The following is a 17,867-nucleotide window of genomic DNA, read 5'->3' as shown; positions in this document are numbered from 1 at the left end:
CGGCGATTTATTCCGCCGGTTCCGGTTCGTCCAACTGCGCCACCCGCGCACCGGACTTGTTCGAGGTCACAACTCCAAGCGATTTCAGTTTGCGGTGCAGCGCGCTGCGTTCCATCCCGACAAAGCTGGCGGTGCGACTGATATTTCCGCCAAAGCGGTTAATTTGAGTCAACAGATATTCCCGCTCGAACGCCTCTCGCGCTTCGCGCAGCGGCAAGGTGGCCAGCGCACCCGAAAGAACAACACGCCCCGTATCGTCCGCCTTTTCCTCTTCTGCAGGCAGTTCTTTGGCTTCGATCGGTCCGGCCCCATCCCCAAGGATCAGAACGCGTTCGATCAGGTTTTTGAGCTGCCGAACATTCCCCGGCCACGTCATAGTCTGCAGCAACGCCACGGCCTCTTCCGAGATTTCACGTATCGCAAGCCCCTGAGTTTCATTGCACATCTCAATGAAGTGTTGCGCCAGAACCGGGATATCTTCGCGCCGCTCTTCCAGCGATGGAACCGCCACTGGAACGACGTTCAGGCGGTGATAGAGTTCTTCGCGGAACCGGTCTGCGGTGATTTCCGCTTCGAGGTCCCGGTTGGTGGATGAGATCACCCGAAGATCAACGCGAACTTTGTCAGATCCACCAACGCGCTGGAATTGCTGATCAACGAGAACGCGCAGAATCTTGGACTGGGTGCCAAGAGGCATGTCCGCAACCTCATCGAAATAGATCACGCCACCATGAGCCTCTTCCAGAAGCCCGGACTCGATCCCCCGTTCCGAGGATTCTCGTCCAAACAGAACCTCTTCGACACGCTCGGGTTCGATTCCTGCACAGTTTACGGTCACGAAGGGGGCGTTGGCGCGATTGGAATGCGCATGGATATAGCGCGCGGCGATTTCCTTGCCCGACCCGGCCGGGCCGCTCAGCATGACACGACCGTTGGACTTTGTAACCTTGTCTAACTGGCTCTGCATCGTGCGGAACGCCGCGGATTTACCGATCATGTCCGAATTGGTGACTTCCTTGCGCTTCAACGAGGCGTTCTCGCGACGCAGGCGCGAGGTTTCCATTGCGCGGCGGATTACAACCATCAGCTGATCAATATTAAAGGGCTTTTCGATAAAGTCGTAGGCACCCTGCTTAATCGCAGCCACCGCGATTTCAATGTTGCCGTGGCCGGAAATAATCACCACCGGAACATCAGGGTTATCGCGCTTTACCGCCTTTAGAATGTCGATCCCGTCCATCCGGCTGTCTTTCAACCAAATGTCCAGGATCAAAAGCCCCGGCGGTTCCGAATTGATTTCAGCCATGCACTCGTCCGAGTTACCAGCCAGCCGGGTTGAATAGCCTTCGTCCTCCAGAATGTCGGACACCAGTTCGCGAATATCGCGTTCGTCATCTACGATCAGAATGTCGCTCATCTTTGGCCTGCTTTCAGTTTGTTGGTTTTAATTGCCTGCTTTTGTGGCGCTGCGGTCGGGGATAGATTGGCCCCCGGTAAACGGATCACGGCCATTGCACCAAAATGGTCCTGTCCGTTAAAAACGGGCGCGTCCTCCAAGGTCAGCGCTCCGCCATGTTCTTCGATAATCTTTTTGACGATAGGCAGCCCCAAACCGGTGCCCTCGTCGCGTGTGGTCACGTACGGCTCAAACAGTCTTGCCCGGTCTTCGGGCAAACCGATGCCGTTGTCCGCGATGGTTATTACCGTACCCGCGTCATCGCTGGTCACGTCCACTTTGATCTGTGGCTTCAGATCTTCCGGTGGGCCTTTTTGTTTAAGTGTTTCAATGGCCTCACCGGCATTCTTGATCAGGTTCGTCAGCGCCTGATTTAGCATCGTCGCATCCAGTTCCGCCAGAATGGGTTGATCCGGCAGGGTCACGTCGATCTCAACGTCCGGCTGCCCGGCTTGCTGCAAAAGCACCGCCTCTTTCACAAGACCGACAACATCTTCTTCGTGGCGATCCGGCTCGGGCATCCGGGCAAACTTCGAGAATTCATCCACAATGCGCCGCAGGTCGTTGGTCTGCCGCACGATAACGTCGGTCATGGATTCGAGGCTGTCGCAATCCTCTTCATCCAGCTTGCGCGAGAATTTTCGTTTGATGCGCTCGGCGCTCAATTGGATCGGAGTCAGCGGGTTCTTGATTTCATGCGCAATCCGCCGGGCAACGTCGCCCCAGGCTGCCATCCGCTGGGCGCTGACCAGATCAGTCACATCGTCAAAGGCAACCACATACCCTTCGAGCCTGCCATCCTCGCCGCGCCGCGTCGCCATTCGGACCAGCAGGTTTTCCAATCGCCCCTTCCGAGTAACCTTGATCTCCCCCTGCACGGCTTCCTGCCCGCTATCTTTAAGGCTTTCGAACAGAGGCAGAAACTCTGGCACCGCGATACCTATAGCCAGTTGATCATCGACCTTCGCCCAGTCAAGCAACCGTTCCGCTGAACGGTTCACGAATGTCACGCAGCCATCGGGATCAACGCCAACCACGCCAGACGTCACCGAACTGAGAACCGAATCAAACAAGCGACGCCGACGCTCAATATGGCGGGTATTATCCAGAAGAGTGTCGCGCTGCGCTTTAAGTTGCCGTGTCATCTGATTGAAATACCGGCCTAACATGGCGATTTCATCATCGCTGGCCTCTTCGATGACCTGCACGCTCAGATCACCTGCACCAACCCTTTGCGCCGCAGTCGTCAACCGACCCACCGGGCGCGAAAGGCGTTCAGCGAACCACATTCCCAAGGACATCGCTGCCAGAATCAAGATCACAGCAAAGCCCAAATACAATAACCCGAACTCGAACAGCACTCTGCCCCGATCACTTTCAAGCTGCTGGTAGAACTGAACCGTTTCCTTGGTATCGTCCAGCAGAGTCAAAAGCTGACCGTCCACTTCACGGCTTACGTACAGATACCGATCAAGATAGGCCCGCAAGGGCACCAGTGCCCGGAACTCACTGTTTTGCCAATCTGCAATAATGAGCAGCCCAGTATCGGACGCTTCGACAATTTGTTCGGGTGTTGGGGTTTCGTAATTAAAAAGGTATGATCGATCCCCGCGAGAGCGGATTTCACCACTACCATCAATGACATAGGCTTCTTTCAGACCACGCTGAATTTGTGATTGCCCTTGCGCCAGAACCTCACGCAGTTCCGCGTCTGAGATGTAGAAGTCCAGCGCGCGGGCATTGTTCAAGAACCTCGCCAGAACGGCTGCGTCCTGAGTCAGGCCCTGCCGGTGTTCCTGCTCATAGGCTTCGGCAGCCGTAAGGGACGAGCCAACGACCTGCCTTACGCGATCCGAAAACCACCCTTCCAAGCCAATATTCACCGTCAACCCAGCGAAGATCGCAACAGTGACCGTTGGCACCAGAGCCAAAAGCGTGAAAGCGCCGATCAATCTCAGGTGCAGCCGGGATCCTGCGGACTTCGCCCGGCGGGCAGCGATCAGACTGAAGACTTGCCCCAACACCAACGCGGCGACGACCAGCACATAAACAAGGTCTGCCAGTAGGATCAGGCGAAGCGTGGGGGCACTCGCCCCCAGGTCAAATGGACCAATGACAAGGTAGGTCGCCAACGCCAAAGCAGGGCCTAGAAGAACCAGCCCCAAAGTGCCGAAATTGCGCAGTTTTCGGGATTTCCGCCACCGATTGATCGCTGGAATCGGCCCGCTCTGTGCCCGGGTTGCCACCGTCTGCCCTCATTCTGATGTGTCGCTTGCGCGACGTACCGCCATATGTCGTGGTCGTTGCCGGATGCGAACCCAGATGCCACGGCTTGTGTGGCGATATTACATCAGTTTGCGGCGGCGTGTCACCTGAATATCGAGGTCAGTTATCTTTTTGCGCAGCGTATTCCGGTTAATCCCTAGAAGATCTGCACATTTTGCCTGATTTCCGCCTGTTGCATCCAAAGCAAGTTCGATCAAAGGCGCCTCAACTTCGCGCAAGATGCGCTGATACAGGCCCGGCGGCGGCAACAGATTGCCATGAAGGTCGAAATACCGACGCAGATGGCGCGCTACTGAGGCCGACAGTTTTTCACGCTCACCATCGCCCAGAACGGGTTCCGCTTCGGGCTGGCTGCCCAACACCATCTCTACCTCAGCCTTTGAGATTTCATCGGCGCGGCTGGTCAGGCTCAGGCGACGAATGGCGTTTTCCAACTGTCGCACGTTGCCGGGCCAGGAATACCGGCGAACCAGTTCCACGGCATCTTTGCTGAGCCACCGCTTTGCACCATGATCGCGCTCTTCCCGCGCCAGGAAGTGATCGGCCAACAAGGTGATGTCGTCCACCCGTTCTCGTAAGGCGGGAACATGCACCGTCGCGCCGCACAAGCGATAATACAGGTCCTGACGCACGCGACCGTTCTCCATCGCCTCGGTCAGGTCTGACTGGCTGGTCGCCATAAAACGTGGAACGTGATCGCCGGGCGTGTCCATCATCCGCACAATGCGGGCCTGCAGTTCGTCCTCGATATCCGCGATCTCGTCGATCAAAAGCGTGCCACCTCGGACCCGCGCCATGACGCGAGCGGGGCCTTCCAGATCGCGCAAGTCCGCTGCCGTCGCCGTCACAAAGGGCAATGTACGACGATCCGAGAAGTCATGGATCGCGCGCGCAATCAATGACTTACCGGTGCCACTTTCACCCGAAATCATAACCGAGAGGTCGGTGTTCATCACCCGCGCCACTAACCGATACAGTGCCTGCATCACCGGCGTCCGCCCAACCAAAGGCAACTCCTCGGGGCGATCCTCATTTGGTTCGACAACTTCGGCCTGCACGCGCTGCTTCTGCTCAAGCGCCCGTGCGGTGCGTTTCATCAGGTCAGGCAAATCGAACGGTTTAGGCAGATAGTCATAGGCATCAGCTTCGGCCGCCTGAATCGCCGTCATGATCGTATTCTGGGCCGAAATAACGATGACCGGCAAACCGGGGCGATCCTGCGCGATCTTCGGCAACATCTCCAACCCATTCCCGTCCGGCATGACCACGTCCGAGATCACGACGTCACCCTTGCCCTCACCAACCCAACGCATCAGCGTCGTCAGCGAAGATGTCGCATGAACCTTGCAGCCTGCCCGCGTCAGGGCCTGCGTCAGTACAGTGCGAATCGTGCGGTCGTCATCTGCGACCAATACTGTGCCATCCATCGGGTGCTCTCCATTTTCTCTGCTCTTTTTGGCAGTTTTAAGTTACGTCCTTCGGCGCCCGCCTCAGCGAGATGCGGAACACCGTGCGGCCCGGAACCGAGTCGGCGGAAATCCAACCGTCGTGGTCCGAGATGATCTTGCTCACCAGCGCCAGCCCAAGACCGGTGCCGTTTTCCTTGCCCGACACGAACGGGTCAAAAATATCGCTGCGGATTTTCTCGGGCAGGCCCGGCCCGTCATCGATGATCTCGATCTGCAGCGGCAGCGAGTGACCTGAACCGTCACTGCGGCGCAGTCGGAAAGAATGCTCAAAATAGGTGCGCAGCCGAATTGTTCCGCCCTTCGGATCAGCAGCCTCTGAGGCATTCTTGAGCAAGTTCAGGATCACTTGCAGGAATTGATCCGGGTCTCCGTAAGCCAGCGGAAGCGAGGGGTCATAATCCTCGATAATCTTCATATGCGCGCCAAATCCCAACAGCGCCGAGCGCCGCGCGCGATCCAGAACGTCGTGAATGTTGACCGGCTTAAAGTCGGGCTGCGAAAGGTTTCCGAATTGCTCCACCTGCTCAAGCAGCTTAACGATGCGACGGCTCTCTTCAACAATAAGATCTGTTAATTCAAGATCTTGCTGCGAGATATTCATGCTCAGCAGCTGCGCGGCACCGGTAATTCCAGCCAAGGGGTTCTTGATTTCATGCGCCAGCATCTCAGCCATGCCGATGGCCGATTGCGCGGCCGACTTCACCGTGTTGCCTCGGGTCATTCGCCCTGCCAACTCTCGTGGCGAGATGATCATGATCATCGACCCCGGATGACCGACCAGAGGCGCAATCTGCAACGCACATTGCAGTGGTGCTCGGTTGCCGGAGCCGGCATCCACGTCGTTGACAAACAACGGCGTGCCCTGCGCGCGCGCGCGCTCGAACGCTTCTTCCAGTGGGGCATCCACGGCGATCTGGTCCCATACCGGATGCCCGATCACCGACTTGCGCGAGGCGTTCAGAAACCCCTCACCTGCGGAGTTCACATCCGCGATCCGATCATATGAGTCGATAACGAATGCCGGTACAGGCAGCGAGGTCCAGATACTATGATCCGAAGTCATGCCGCCACCTCTGCGGTAGCGCAAATCGCATCGCCCAATAGGCGCATAACTTCGTCTGTATCCCGAGAGGTCAGCACCGCGCGACGCAGGGCAGCAGGCGTTGCCGCTTCGTCCATATACCAGCCCAAATGTTTGCGTGCGACGCGTAGACCAAGATCAAAGCCGTAGAATTCCAGCATCGACTGGTAATGCGCTCGGACCATATCTACCAGATCATCGCTTGTTGGGATCTCCGGCCCTTCAGAACCGTATAGGTCATGGCAAATCTGAGCCAACAGCCACGGCTTACCCTGCGCCCCACGTCCGACCATAACGCCATCGGCGCCGGATTCTTCCAATGCTGCGCGTGCGGCAGTCGAATCAACAATGTCGCCATTGGCTATAACCGGGATAGAGACCGCCTCTTTCACAGCGCGGATCGCCTGCCAATCCGCGTTGCCTTTGTAAAACTGACACCGTGTACGACCGTGGATCGTGACCATGGAAATTCCAGCATCTTGCGCACGTCGCGCAACGTCCGGGGCGTTCAATAGGCTATCGTCCCATCCCAGACGTGTTTTCAGTGTCACCGGAACATTGACGGCGTCCACCACAGCTTTGATCAGGGTCAACGCGTGGTCAGGCGTCTTTAGCAAAGCAGAACCAGAATAGCCGTTTGTTACTTTTTTAGCCGGGCACCCCATATTGATGTCGATCACCCGTGCGCCGCGATCAGCAACCTGACGGGCGGCTTCGGCCATCCAATGCGCCTCACGCCCGGCCAGTTGCACGGCGGTATTTTCAACATCCGCCGACAACTCGGCCCGCTCGCGCACTCCGGGTTTGGCCTGCACCATCTCTTGGCTGGCGACCATTTCGCTGACAACCATGCCGGCGCCAAAGCGCATCACCAGATCGCGGAAGGGCCGATCTGTGATTCCAGCCATCGGTGCCAGCATGACCGGCGGGTACAGAGCTTTGTCAGCGAGTTGCAGGGTCAACGTGCTTAATCCTTGGGCAGTTGCGGCTGTGATATCGAATTCAGGGCATATGAACAACAAATCGGCGGCCATCAAGCCCGCAAAATCATCACTTGCCTATTTTTTGGGCATTCTTTCACGGGTGATTGCCTCTGCATTCACCGCACCCTAAACATTGCCCTCAAATCACCGGAGACCTCACCCAATGACAACCGCCGCCATCATCGTTGCCGCAGGACGCGGATTGCGTGCCGGAGGAGGAGTTCCGAAACAATGGCGCACGCTTGCGGGGCGCCGTGTTGCCGATTGGACCCTTGACCGGTTTCGCGGACAGGTGGACCATATCGTTCTGGTGCTTTCCGAAGACGATCAAAGAGCATGGGACGAATTCGCAGGGTCCGATCTGATTTTGGCCGCTGGCGGAAACGACCGCGCCACATCTGTGCGTAACGGCTTGCGGGCCCTTGAGGCACTGGGCGTCCAAAGTGTTCTGATCCACGATGTCGCGCGCCCCTGTGTAAACCAGACAACCATTCGGCAAGTCCTTGAAGCATTGAACGCACACCCCGCAGCCGCTCCGGGGTTGGCAGTGACGGATGCGCTGTGGACAGGCAACGGAACATTAGTGTCCGGCACTCAGGATCGGTCGGGTTTGTTCGCAGCACAAACGCCACAAGGCTTTCACTATGACGCCATCGTCGCGGCCCATGCGAACCATCCCGGAGGGGCCGCCGATGACGTCGAAGTTGCCCGCGACGCTGGGCTGGATGTGACCATCGTGCCGGGCGACGCGGACAACATCAAAATCACACAGCCCGAGGATTTTGCCCGGGCGGAACGCATTTTGGGAATGGATATGGATGTAAGGCTGGGCAACGGGTACGACGTGCATCGGTTTGGCGAAGGGGATCATGTGATCCTGTGCGGCGTAAAGGTCCCACATGACCGGGGCCTTCAGGGCCATTCTGACGCTGATGTAGGCATGCACGCGGTCACAGACGCGATCTATGGCGCACTGGCGCAAGGCGATATTGGTCAGCATTTCCCGCCGTCGGACCCGCAGTGGAAGGGTGCCGAAAGCCAAATCTTCCTGCGCCACGCGGTCGAGCTTGCTGGACAGCTGGGCTATCGGATTTCGAATGTCGATTGCACGCTGGTCTGCGAGCATCCCAAGATCGGCCCCCACGCGCCTGCCATGCGGGACGAGATGGCACGGATTATGGGTCTGCGCGTTGATCAAGTTTCGGTCAAAGCAACCACGTCCGAACGTTTGGGCTTTACAGGTCGCAGCGAGGGGATTGCGTCGCTCGCTACAGCCTGTCTGGTGAAGTCATGAACGCCGCACGTCTGATCGGCACTGTCGGCGGCGTTGGCTATCTGCGTCCTGCGCCCGGCACATGGGGTTCATTGGCCGCCCTGCCCCTCGCCTGGGTGCTGCATACGTTGGGCGGATTCCCGTTGCTGGTCTTCGCAACGCTAGCGGTATTCTTCAGCGGTCTCTGGGCAACTCGCGTCATAACGGCGGGACAGGAAAACCACGACCCTTCCGAAATCGTCATTGACGAGGTCGCCGGGCAATTCATCGCATTGTGGGCCGTCTCCTATCCTTCGTGGGCGCATGGGATCGAGATTACGGCCCTTTGGCCCGGCTGGGTCGCCGGCTTCCTGCTGTTCCGCCTGTTCGACATCACCAAACCTGGCCCCGTGGGTTGGGCAGACCGGCGCAACGATGCAATGGGCGTTATGTTGGACGATGTGATCGCCGGTGTCTTCGCGGCGATCGGCGTCTTGATCCTTGCGGGCATTGCGCATGGGATTATGGGCCTATGACTGTTGCCGACGTACTCAACCTAGCTAAGGCGCGAGGTGTGATGATCGCCACTGCAGAGAGCTGCACCGGGGGCATGGTGGCTGCCGCATTGACCGATATCCCCGGCAGCTCTGCCGTGGTTGAGCGCGGCTTCGTCACCTACACCAACACGGCAAAACAGCAGATGCTGGGGGTGCGGGCTGAAACGCTGGCAGCCCACGGTGCTGTGTCGGAACAGGTTGCCGCTGAAATGGCTGAAGGTGCCCTGACGCATTCCGACGCGCAACTCACGGTTTCGGTCACCGGCATCGCGGGACCGGGCGGGTCCGAGTTCAAACCCGAAGGCCGCGTCTGTTTCGGGCTGGCCACCCAAGGTTTGCCGACCCGCACAGAAACAGTGGAGTTCGGCGCAATCGGTCGTGACCAAGTTCGTAACGCTGCCCGAGATCATGCGCTCGGCCTTCTCTCACAGGGCCTTTTTCTTCTTGCCTAAGAATAAGGCAAAGTACATCAATTGACGCCCATTTAATCATCCGTTTGCCAAAAGCACTTAAAATAAGCACCTAATTCCGCTTGTGCCTCTTTTTTCCACGCACACTCTCCGCTTCAACGCGCGCCACGCAAGTTCGAGACGCAAAGAGGAGACCGGCTGATGAATGGAGCCGATACCGCCTGGATCATAGTGGCAACTGCCCTGGTCCTGTTCATGACACTGCCGGGCCTGGCCCTGTTCTATGGCGGCCTCGTGCGCGCCCGCAACGTGCTGAGTGTCTTCATGCACTGTTTCAGCATCGCCTGTTTGATGAGCATCTTGTGGCTGGTCGCTGGTTATTCGATTGCCTTCGGCGAAGGTGGATCTGGCCTATGGGGTGGTCTAGGCAAAGCGTTCCTGAACGGCGTCGACGTTGACAGCCTGTCGGGCACCCTGCCCGAGATTCTGTTTTTTGCTTTCCAGATGACATTCGCCATCATCACACCTGCCCTGATTGTGGGTGCATATGTGGAACGCGTGGGCTTTGGCTTTGTCCTAACATTCTCGGGCCTGTGGATGCTGCTGTGCTACGCGCCGGTGGTTCACTGGATCTGGGGCGGCGGCATGCTGACCGACGGCGGCATTTTGGGTGAGATCGGCGTTCGAGACTTTGCGGGCGGTATCGTGGTTCACGAAACCGCCGGTCTGGCCGCGCTGATAATCGCCGTGGTTCTTGGCCCGCGCCGCAACCGCACGACACCTCCGCACAACCCCGGTTATGTCATGATCGGTGCAGCGATGCTGTGGGTTGGTTGGTTCGGCTTCAATGGCGGTTCGCAATTGGCGGCTGACGGTGGAGCCGCGATGGCAATGACTGTGACACATATATCTGCCGCGACCGCCTCGCTGACCTGGGCGCTGTGGGAACGCATTCGCTTTGGCAAGGCGTCGATCGTGGGTCTGGTGACCGGCACGATTGCTGGTCTCGCCTCGATTACCCCGGCCTCGGGCTTTGTGGGTCCGGTCCAGGCACTGATCATCGGTGCCGTTGCAGGCGTCCTGTGTCAGGAAGCCGTGAATGTCATCCGTAACAAGCTGAACATCGACGACACGCTGGACGTCTTCGCCGTGCACGGTGTTGGCGGTATCTTTGGCACCATCATGATCGCTGTCTTTGGTTTGGGTGCCTGGACCGCGCAGCTGGGCGGGTTGCTGATCGTGGGTGTCTTTACGTCAGTTGTCACATTTGTGTTGATTAAGGCGGTTGCGCTCATCACGCCGCTTCGCGTAGACGCCGAGACCGAAACAAACGGGCTCGATCTGTCGGTACACGGCGAACGCGCCTATGACATGAGCAGCTAAGCCCACCTTGGCATGCTCTGCCCGTAAGGGCTAAAAGCGGACCTCTTGAGGGTCCGCTTTTCTTTTGGGCGATCGCCTCTCGACACCGGGGGCGTCGGCGGGCTATCAGCCCGCAACGTCATTTTGTCCCGAGGTTGCACCATGATCCCCAGCTCATTCCCCGATAGCACCGAAATCGCCCGCCTGACCGCGCGGATGCTGCTGGAGATCAAAGCCGTCCACTTCAATTCGCGCGAGCCATTCACGCTGGCCAGCGGCCTGCCCAGCCCGACCTATATCGACTGCCGCAAGCTGATCTCGTACCCGCGCATCCGTTCGACTTTGATGGATTTCCTGACCGTCACCGTCATGCGCGACGCGGGGTTCGAGGCGTTCGACAACATCGCGGGCGGTGAGACTGCAGGCATCCCGTTTGCCGCCATGGTCGCCGAACGTATGGCCCTGCCGATGACATATGTGCGCAAGAAACCCAAAGGTTACGGCCGCAACGCCCGGATCGAAGGCGCGATGAGCGAAGGGGAACGTGTGCTGCTGGTCGAGGACCTGACCACTGATGGCGGTTCGAAACTGTCCTTTGTCGACGCGATCCGCGAAACAGGCGCGACCTGCGGGCATACGGCGGTGATTTTCTACTACGGCATCTTCCCCGAGACCGAAAAAACCCTCGGCGACCACGGTGTGCAGTTGCACCACCTGTGCACCTGGTGGGACGTTCTGGCCGAAGCCAAAGCGCAAAAGGCCTTTGACGAAGAAACCCTTAGCGGGGTTGAAGCCTTCCTGAACGACCCCCGCGGATGGCAAGAAGCCCACAAATCTTAATAAAGCTCCTGTGCATAAGCTGGGGGTAACTTGGTCCAGAATCGCCCCCACACCTCTTGCATCTTGTGTGATTGCCAGCCGGTCGCACAAAATGTTGCGCAAAGCGGTGTTTTTTGGCAGAGTTGTCCAAAGTTATCCCAAGCTGAAGCAAAGTTATACGCGACTTATCTTCAGAAATTTACAGATAGCCCTAACAGGGTCTGATTGATTAGAACTGCCGCAGGGCAGCGGGGACAAAATGAACGAGATAAGCAGTATCGAGCAGGCGGCGGCACAGATTCAGAATGCCGAAACCATGCCGCACTCTATCGAGGCAGAGCAGCAGCTTCTGGGTGCGATCCTTACCAATAATGATCTGTATGATCGGGTGGCCTCGATCATCGGGGCCGAGCATTTCTATGACCCGGTCCACGCCCGGATTTACGAGGTGGCAGCCACACGCATCGCCAAGAATGCGCTGGCTTCCCCCGTCACTTTGAAATCTTTCATGGCCGAAGACGAAGGCCTGAAGGAACTGGGTGGTCCCGCTTATCTGGTCAAACTGGCGGGCGCGTCGATCAGTGCATTTGCGGTGCATGATTATGCCCAGATGATCTATGACCTCGCCATCCGGCGCGAACTGATCCGGCTGGGTCGTGACATCTCGGACAAGGCGGCGCGGGTCGATGTATCCAGCGAACCCAAGGAACAAATCGTAGAGGCCGAGCAGCAGCTTTATCAGTTATCCGAGCAGGGCCAGACCGAACAGGGATTTCAATCCTTCCTCAAGGCGGTCACAGAAGCCGTCAACGTCACCAACGAAGCGTACCAGCGCGGTGGTGGCATGGCAGGGATTTCCACCGGTCTGGCCGACTTGGACAAACAGCTTGGCGGTCTGCACCCGTCTGACTTGATCATTCTTGCGGGGCGTCCGTCGATGGGTAAGACGTCTTTGGCGACCAACGTGGCGTTCAACGTGGCCAAAGCTTACAAGCGCGGCACCAAGCCCGATGGCACCGAAGGCGCGATTGACGGCGGCGTGGTGGGCTTCTTCTCACTCGAAATGAGCGCAGAACAGCTGGCCGGTCGTGTTCTGGCCGAAGCGTCCGAGATTTCGTCGCACAAGATCCGTCAGGGCGATATGACCGAATCCGAGTTCCGACGCTTCGTGGACGCAGCCAAGGATTTGGAAGCCTGCCCGCTGTTCATTGACGACACCCCTGCCCTGCCGATCTCACAGCTTGCCGCCCGCGCGCGGCGGCTGAAGCGGACGCATGGGTTGGACCTGCTGGTCATCGACTATCTGCAGCTCTGCCGGGGTATGGCGGATAACCGCGTCAACGAGATTGCCGAGATTTCGATGGGCATGAAGGCCATCGCCAAAGAGTTGAACATCCCGGTTATCGCTCTGTCTCAGTTGTCCCGTCAAGTCGAAAGCCGGGACGACAAACGCCCTCAGCTGTCAGACCTGCGGGAATCGGGCTCGATCGAGCAGGACGCTGACGTGGTCATGTTCGTGTTCCGCGAAGAATACTACAAAGAGCGTGAAAAGCCCGGCGATCACGAGCTGGAAAAAATGGAAGAGTGGAAACAGGCCATGGAGCGCCTGCACGGCAAGGCCGAGGTCATCGTCGGCAAGCAGCGCCACGGCCCCATCGGCACGGTCGAACTGTCCTTCGAGGCGCAATTCACCCGGTTCGGCAATCTGGTCAAACCCTGGCAACAGGACGGTCAGATCGAGAGTTACTAATCTACCACATATCGGGCTTGTTAAACGCGCTAACGCAGTTCGACGGGCCTTCGATCGGAGTCTCCACTCCGGTCAAGGATTGTCCCAGCCATCCATGCGGCATGCTCAGCGGCATGGGGGGACGAGCAAAGGTTTCGGCGATCTGTTGGAAACCGGCCTTTTCATAATAAGCCGGGTCGCCATAAGTCACAGCAAAATCTATCCCTTGCAGGCGCAACTCTTCCAACCCAAAACCGATCAGTTTCCGACCAATGCCCGCTTTCTGACGGTCCGTACGCACAGCCACCGGAGACATCAGAAAAACCTGACGTGGATCTTGGTCGTAGCTCAAGCGCGAGAACAAAACGCAGCCTGCCAACACGCCCGCGTCCAGCGCCAAAACGCCTAGCAAATCGTCATCAGATGTCGTGTTCAACAAATCCTGAACCAAACCACCAACAGCGAGGCCCTCATCTTTGCCTTCTGAGTCGGTGAAGACGTCGCGATAGAAACCGGGCAATTCTGGCGCTCGGGATTTGTAATCAACAGTCAGGTTCAGCATTGTCAGCCTCCTTCAGGTAGATCAACGATCCTGCCTTGGAACCTTCAGTTGATCACAGTCCAGACACAATGACGAGACGTCAACCTGTGCCACAAAGGCCTTTTTCTGCCAAGGCCTTGCAAGATTGGCCGGAACCTGCACGTGATCGCTACGATATCTACAAGAATTGATGCCTACCCCCTTGACCTGCCGCGATCCAATGTCATGAACAGCACCATGAGTACCGCACGTTTAACGATCAATCTTCACGCTCTGGCCAGCAACTGGCAGGCGCTCGATTCAAAAACGGATGTCGAAACCGGCGCCGTGGTCAAAGCCGACGCTTATGGCTTGGGGGCCGGACCGGTTTCAGCGACCTTGGCCGAGGAAGGCGTGCGCAAATTTTTTGTCGCCGTCGCCGAGGAAGGCGCTGTCGTGCGTCAAGCCGTGGGTCCCGGTCCGATGATCGGCGTATTCTCGGGTCACATGGAAGGCGACGCCGAACTGCTGCGAGATCACGATCTTACACCGTTGATCAATTCGCCGGAACAATTCCTGCGTCATCAACAGGCGCTACCGGACCACTCCTTTGGCATCCAGTTGGATAGCGGCATGAACCGTCTGGGGCTTGAGCCTGCCGATTGGGCCGAACTGCGCCCAAAAGCCGAAGCGCTGAGCCCATCGGTGGTGATGTCGCACCTCGCCTGCTCAGACGAGCCGGAACACCCGATGAACCGTCAGCAGTTGAAGACCTTCCGCGAGATGACGGACGGCGTAACCGCCCCCCGATCACTTGCAGCAACCGGCGGCACGCTGCTTGGCCCCGAATTCCACTTTGACTTCTGCCGCCCGGGCGTCGGCCTTTATGGCGGCATGCCCTTTGCAGACGCAAAACCCGTTGTGACTGCAGACCTACCCGTTGTTCAAGTACGCCCCGTCGAAGTCGGCGAATCCGTAGGATACGGAAACACATGGGTCGCGCGACGGCCGTCACGTGTTGCTACCGTGGCCGCTGGATACGCGGATGGTCTGCACCGGGCTATCGGCGGAGGCATCGACGTATTCGCAGGTGGCAAGCCCTGTCCCGTAGTCGGGCGCATCTCGATGGACCTGATTACCGTTGACGTCACTGACCTGCCGCAGGACCCCGAGCGCCTGCGCATTCTGAACGGTCACCAGACCGTGGACGATCTGGCCGAGGCCGCCGGAACCATCGGGTACGAAATCCTCACATCGCTTGGCGCGCGTTACTCGCGAGGCTACGTGGAATGAACCCCTTGCATCTGCTGGGCGGGCTGGGCCGTGCGGTTCTGGCGTTGTTCGCCACTTTCGGCAAAGTCGCCCTGTTCTCGGTTGATGCGATATCTCACCTCTTCCGGCCGCCCTATTACCCGCGTGAATTTGCCGTGGCGCTGATGAATATCGGCTGGCTGTCCTTGCCGGTTGTTGGCCTGACGGCAATCTTCACTGGCGGCGCGTTGGCGCTCCAAATCTACGCCGGTGGCGCCCGCTTCAACGCCGAGGCTGTGGTGCCACAGATCGTCGCCATCGGCATGGTACGCGAGCTTGGCCCCGTTCTGGTGGGCCTGATGATCGCGGCCCGCGTGACTTCATCCATCGCGGCCGAGATCGCGACCATGAAAGTGACCGAGCAGATCGACGCGCTGGTCACTCTGTCTACCCACCCGATGAAATACCTGACCGCGCCGCGTGTGCTGGCGGCCCTGCTCACCGTCCCTCTGCTGGTCGGGATCGGCGATATCATCGGCATCGCGGGCGGCTACGTGGTTGCTACGCAAAATCTGGGCTTCAATCCGGCCACCTACCTGTTGAACACGGTCAATTTCCTTGAAACGCGGGATATCGTGTCATCGCTTGCCAAAGGGGCCGTCTTCGGCCTGATCGCCGCATTGATGGGTTGTTACTACGGTATGAACTCGGGTCGCGGTGCCCAAGGTGTGGGCCGGGCCACCAAATCTTCGGTCGAGTCTGCGGCCATCATGATCCTGGCCGCCAATTTCATTCTGACAGGGGTGTTCTTCTCGCTATGATCCGGATGGAGAACGTACACAAGGCTTTTGGTGACAATCACGTTCTGCAAGGCATGAACCTTGAGATCCCCAAGGGCACCTCGATGGTTATTATCGGAGGGTCAGGCACCGGGAAATCGGTCGCGCTGAAGTGCATTCTGGGCCTGATCAAACCCGACAGCGGCATGATCTATGTCGATGACAAGGACTCAACCAAAGGCGACCGAGATGCCTTTCTTGCCCGGTTCGGGATGCTGTTTCAGGGCGCGGCGTTGTTTGACTCCCTGCCTGTCTGGCAGAACGTCGCCTTCCGCCTGCTGCGTGGCCCGCTAAAGCGCCCGCCGGAATACGCCCGCGAGATCGCCATCGAAAAACTGCGCCGCGTGGGTCTGAAATCCGACGTGGCCGACCGCTTTCCGTCCGAGCTGTCAGGCGGCATGCAGAAACGTGTTGGCCTCGCCCGCGCCATCGCCGCCGAGCCCGAGATCATCTTCTTTGACGAGCCCACCACGGGGTTGGATCCGATCATGTCCGGCGTCATCAACGACCTGATCCGCGAGATTGTGACCGAGATGGGCGCCACCGCAATGACCATCACCCATGACATGAGTTCCGTCCGCGCCATTGCCGACAACGTGGCCATGCTGCACGGAGGCGTCATCCAGTGGACCGGTCCGGTGAGCCAGATGGATGCCTCGGGCGATCCTTATGTGGAGCAGTTTATCAGCGGCAGCGCTGAAGGGCCGATTGAGGCGGTGCGGTAATTTAGGTGAATTAGATGGATCCATTTGAAGACTTGGAAGCCGTTATTCTTGAGATCAAGAGGATTAACGGTGGACACTTGGGCGGCACAAAAGACCATGCCCATGCTACACAGATTGCTGGAAGACTCTTTGAGCAATATGGGAAAGCCATAGAGCTCGCAAAAAAAATGGGGCAACCGATTCAAATTTTAGACCCATCTAGAGCTGAAAACGTTGAAAAGGCATGTGACAGGGTCCTTTTTCAAATCCAGCAATTAGAATTGACCTTTAAGATTTATAAGGGGTCTAGAAGTGTTTTAGCCGATTATGAGAACCATCTTGTACGCTTAACAAAAGAACAGGTCGAGGAAATTGAAAGGCACATAAATGAGGCTCGACAGAAAATTCGGTCCTCAAGTGCATTTGAAGAAAAACACAAGCGAAGGCTTCTGAACCGGCTGGAGAAACTCCAATCCGAGATCAACAAGAAGATTAGTGACTTGGATGTCATGTTGGCAGGCGTCACTGAAGTGACTGCCGTGGCGGGTCAAAGTGCCAAGAACCTGAATCCAGTAGTCGATTTATTTAAGAGAATTTTCCTGATAGCCGAAGGAGAATCTGACGAACCGCTTGGACTTCCAGCACCTCCCAAACAAATCGAAGACAAAACTGGAGAAACGGAATCTTAAAGATCGCCACCCTCTCCCTCCTGATCCTCTACCCCATCGCGTGGTTCGCCCCTCTGATGCGCGCGGGGCTCCTCCCGATCTTCGGTCTCAGCGAGATCAGCGTCATCACTGGCCTGCAATCCCTCTGGAAATCGGACGTCTTTCTGGCGCTGATCGTCACCATCTTTGCCCTCTTCGCGCCCTACATCAAAACCATCGGCACCGCCCTGATCCAATGGGATCTGCTGGATGCCCGCGTTCAGCCCGCGCTCAACATCCTCGGAAAACTGGCCATGGCCGACATCTTTCTGATCGCGCTGTACATCACTTTGGCCAAGGGAATTTCCTACGCGACCATCGAAACTGCATGGGGTCTCTACCTGTTCACAGCCTGCATTCTGGCCTCTCTCGCACTGGGCCACATTACCGAAATGACACGCAGTTCACGAAATACTCAGAACTAATTGATTGAAAACACTCA

At 57.7% G+C, this 17,867-nt stretch carries 17 protein-coding genes; 11 read left to right on the top strand and 6 right to left on the bottom strand.

The features are described 5' to 3' along the window. Positions 1-7: 7 nt before the first annotated feature. The 5 genes from ntrX to dusB all read right to left on the bottom strand — a co-directional run bounded on the left by ntrX (position 8) and on the right by dusB (position 7,329). On the bottom strand, positions 8-1,417 hold the full coding sequence (gene ntrX, locus ACR0LN_RS04665; protein WP_480428073.1) for a nitrogen assimilation response regulator NtrX: 1,410 nt from the start codon (positions 1,415-1,417) through the stop codon (positions 8-10). After that, on the bottom strand, positions 1,414-3,702 hold the full coding sequence (locus ACR0LN_RS04660; protein WP_480428072.1) for a sensor histidine kinase NtrY-like: 2,289 nt from the start codon (positions 3,700-3,702) through the stop codon (positions 1,414-1,416). The genes ntrX and ACR0LN_RS04660 overlap by 4 nt, the downstream gene beginning before the upstream one ends. Positions 3,703-3,801: 99 nt before the next feature. Then, the gene (locus ACR0LN_RS04655) at positions 3,802-5,169 is read right to left on the bottom strand and encodes a response regulator (protein ID WP_480428070.1); all 1,368 of its coding nucleotides are present in this window, start codon (positions 5,167-5,169) and stop codon (positions 3,802-3,804) included. A gap of 37 nt (positions 5,170-5,206) precedes the next feature. Then, entirely contained in the window at positions 5,207-6,274 is a 1,068-nt protein-coding gene (locus ACR0LN_RS04650) for a two-component system sensor histidine kinase NtrB (protein WP_480428069.1), read from the bottom strand. Next, entirely contained in the window at positions 6,271-7,329 is a 1,059-nt protein-coding gene (gene dusB / locus ACR0LN_RS04645; RefSeq protein ID WP_480428068.1) for a tRNA dihydrouridine synthase DusB, read from the bottom strand. The genes ACR0LN_RS04650 and dusB overlap by 4 nt, the downstream gene beginning before the upstream one ends. A gap of 109 nt (positions 7,330-7,438) precedes the next feature. On the opposite strand from dusB, the gene ACR0LN_RS04640 reads away from it, so the two are divergent. The 6 genes from ACR0LN_RS04640 (at position 7,439) to ACR0LN_RS04615 (ending at position 13,425) form a co-directional block, all read left to right on the top strand. Continuing rightward, complete coding sequence (locus ACR0LN_RS04640; RefSeq protein ID WP_480428067.1) at positions 7,439-8,569, top strand: bifunctional 2-C-methyl-D-erythritol 4-phosphate cytidylyltransferase/2-C-methyl-D-erythritol 2,4-cyclodiphosphate synthase; 1,131 nt, start codon at positions 7,439-7,441, stop codon at positions 8,567-8,569. Beyond that, positions 8,566-9,063, top strand: a complete 498-nt coding sequence (locus ACR0LN_RS04635) for a phosphatidylglycerophosphatase A family protein (protein ID WP_480428066.1) — start codon at positions 8,566-8,568, stop codon at positions 9,061-9,063. The genes ACR0LN_RS04640 and ACR0LN_RS04635 overlap by 4 nt, the downstream gene beginning before the upstream one ends. After that, positions 9,060-9,536, top strand: coding sequence for a CinA family protein (locus tag ACR0LN_RS04630; protein WP_480428065.1), 477 nt, complete (start codon positions 9,060-9,062; stop codon positions 9,534-9,536). Before ACR0LN_RS04635 ends, ACR0LN_RS04630 begins: the two co-directional genes overlap by 4 nt. Before the next feature lie 159 nt (positions 9,537-9,695). Next, complete coding sequence (locus ACR0LN_RS04625) at positions 9,696-10,877, top strand: ammonium transporter (RefSeq protein WP_480428063.1); 1,182 nt, start codon at positions 9,696-9,698, stop codon at positions 10,875-10,877. Between the two features lie 141 nt (positions 10,878-11,018). After that, positions 11,019-11,696: an orotate phosphoribosyltransferase gene (locus ACR0LN_RS04620; RefSeq protein WP_170489178.1), complete on the top strand. Its 678-nt coding sequence runs from the start codon at positions 11,019-11,021 to the stop codon at positions 11,694-11,696. A gap of 238 nt (positions 11,697-11,934) precedes the next feature. Next, complete coding sequence (locus ACR0LN_RS04615) at positions 11,935-13,425, top strand: replicative DNA helicase (protein ID WP_480428062.1); 1,491 nt, start codon at positions 11,935-11,937, stop codon at positions 13,423-13,425. 1 nt (position 13,426) lies between these two features. On the opposite strand, the gene ACR0LN_RS04610 is transcribed toward ACR0LN_RS04615, so the two are convergent. Further along, the gene (locus ACR0LN_RS04610; RefSeq protein WP_480428060.1) at positions 13,427-13,966 is read right to left on the bottom strand and encodes a GNAT family N-acetyltransferase; all 540 of its coding nucleotides are present in this window, start codon (positions 13,964-13,966) and stop codon (positions 13,427-13,429) included. A gap of 216 nt (positions 13,967-14,182) precedes the next feature. Here ACR0LN_RS04610 and alr point away from each other — a divergent pair, with 216 nt between their 5' ends. From alr to ACR0LN_RS04585, 5 genes are read left to right on the top strand one after another with little or no spacing between them, the layout of a single operon-like run. After that, on the top strand, positions 14,183-15,217 hold the full coding sequence (gene alr, locus ACR0LN_RS04605) for an alanine racemase (protein WP_480428059.1): 1,035 nt from the start codon (positions 14,183-14,185) through the stop codon (positions 15,215-15,217). After that, positions 15,214-15,996, top strand: coding sequence for an MlaE family ABC transporter permease (locus ACR0LN_RS04600; protein ID WP_480428058.1), 783 nt, complete (start codon positions 15,214-15,216; stop codon positions 15,994-15,996). The genes alr and ACR0LN_RS04600 overlap by 4 nt, the downstream gene beginning before the upstream one ends. Continuing rightward, positions 15,993-16,739 carry an ABC transporter ATP-binding protein gene (locus tag ACR0LN_RS04595; protein ID WP_480428056.1) on the top strand — a complete coding sequence of 249 codons (747 nt, stop codon included), beginning with the start codon at positions 15,993-15,995 and terminating at the stop codon, positions 16,737-16,739. Before ACR0LN_RS04600 ends, ACR0LN_RS04595 begins: the two co-directional genes overlap by 4 nt. A gap of 14 nt (positions 16,740-16,753) precedes the next feature. Next, positions 16,754-17,407, top strand: a complete 654-nt coding sequence (locus tag ACR0LN_RS04590; RefSeq protein ID WP_480428055.1) for a hypothetical protein — start codon at positions 16,754-16,756, stop codon at positions 17,405-17,407. Continuing rightward, the gene (locus ACR0LN_RS04585; protein WP_480428363.1) at positions 17,401-17,850 is read left to right on the top strand and encodes a paraquat-inducible protein A; all 450 of its coding nucleotides are present in this window, start codon (positions 17,401-17,403) and stop codon (positions 17,848-17,850) included. Before ACR0LN_RS04590 ends, ACR0LN_RS04585 begins: the two co-directional genes overlap by 7 nt. Positions 17,851-17,867: the final 17 nt, after the last annotated feature.

It is taken from the genome of Ruegeria sp. AA6 (genome assembly GCF_056542865.1).
This window is presented reverse-complemented; position numbering and strand designations above follow the sequence as displayed.

What these genes read in the sequence shown, in the direction of transcription:
- ntrX (WP_480428073.1), bottom strand. Translation starts at nt 1,417, where the DNA reads ATGAGCGACATTCTGATCGTAGATGACGAACGCGATATTCGCGAACTG.
- ACR0LN_RS04655 (WP_480428070.1), bottom strand. Translation starts at nt 5,169, where the DNA reads ATGGATGGCACAGTATTGGTCGCAGATGACGACCGCACGATTCGCACT.
- ACR0LN_RS04650 (WP_480428069.1), bottom strand. Translation starts at nt 6,274, where the DNA reads ATGACTTCGGATCATAGTATCTGGACCTCGCTGCCTGTACCGGCATTC.
- ACR0LN_RS04640 (WP_480428067.1), top strand. Translation starts at nt 7,439, where the DNA reads ATGACAACCGCCGCCATCATCGTTGCCGCAGGACGCGGATTGCGTGCC.
- ACR0LN_RS04635 (WP_480428066.1), top strand. Translation starts at nt 8,566, where the DNA reads ATGAACGCCGCACGTCTGATCGGCACTGTCGGCGGCGTTGGCTATCTG.
- ACR0LN_RS04630 (WP_480428065.1), top strand. Translation starts at nt 9,060, where the DNA reads ATGACTGTTGCCGACGTACTCAACCTAGCTAAGGCGCGAGGTGTGATG.
- ACR0LN_RS04625 (WP_480428063.1), top strand. Translation starts at nt 9,696, where the DNA reads ATGAATGGAGCCGATACCGCCTGGATCATAGTGGCAACTGCCCTGGTC.
- ACR0LN_RS04620 (WP_170489178.1), top strand. Translation starts at nt 11,019, where the DNA reads ATGATCCCCAGCTCATTCCCCGATAGCACCGAAATCGCCCGCCTGACC.
- ACR0LN_RS04615 (WP_480428062.1), top strand. Translation starts at nt 11,935, where the DNA reads ATGAACGAGATAAGCAGTATCGAGCAGGCGGCGGCACAGATTCAGAAT.
- ACR0LN_RS04610 (WP_480428060.1), bottom strand. Translation starts at nt 13,966, where the DNA reads ATGCTGAACCTGACTGTTGATTACAAATCCCGAGCGCCAGAATTGCCC.
- alr (WP_480428059.1), top strand. Translation starts at nt 14,183, where the DNA reads ATGAGTACCGCACGTTTAACGATCAATCTTCACGCTCTGGCCAGCAAC.
- ACR0LN_RS04600 (WP_480428058.1), top strand. Translation starts at nt 15,214, where the DNA reads ATGAACCCCTTGCATCTGCTGGGCGGGCTGGGCCGTGCGGTTCTGGCG.
- ACR0LN_RS04595 (WP_480428056.1), top strand. Translation starts at nt 15,993, where the DNA reads ATGATCCGGATGGAGAACGTACACAAGGCTTTTGGTGACAATCACGTT.
- ACR0LN_RS04590 (WP_480428055.1), top strand. Translation starts at nt 16,754, where the DNA reads ATGGATCCATTTGAAGACTTGGAAGCCGTTATTCTTGAGATCAAGAGG.